Below are 242 nucleotides of genomic sequence, written 5' to 3' on the forward strand. Positions count from 1 at the left end.
TTGAGCGATTTACTTCGGTAAAGAGCGGCGGACGGGTGAGTAACGCGTGGGTAACCTACCCTGTACACACGGATAACATACCGAAAGGTATGCTAATACGGGATAACATATTTGGGAGGCATCTCTTGAATATCAAAGGTGAGCCAGTACAGGATGGACCCGCGTCTGATTAGCTAGTTGGTAAGGTAACGGCTTACCAAGGCGACGATCAGTAGCCGACCTGAGAGGGTGATCGGCCACAT

The 242-nt window shown here is 50.4% G+C and carries 1 rRNA gene; it reads left to right on the forward strand.

Annotation, left to right across the window (positions count from 1 at the left end):
• A 16S ribosomal RNA gene (locus KGF48_RS20080) occupies window positions 1-242 on the forward strand; the annotation flags it as partial.

Origin of the sequence: Clostridioides sp. ZZV15-6388 (genome assembly GCF_020657755.1) — a bacterium.
Taxonomy (GTDB): Bacteria; Bacillota; Clostridia; order Peptostreptococcales; family Peptostreptococcaceae; genus Clostridioides.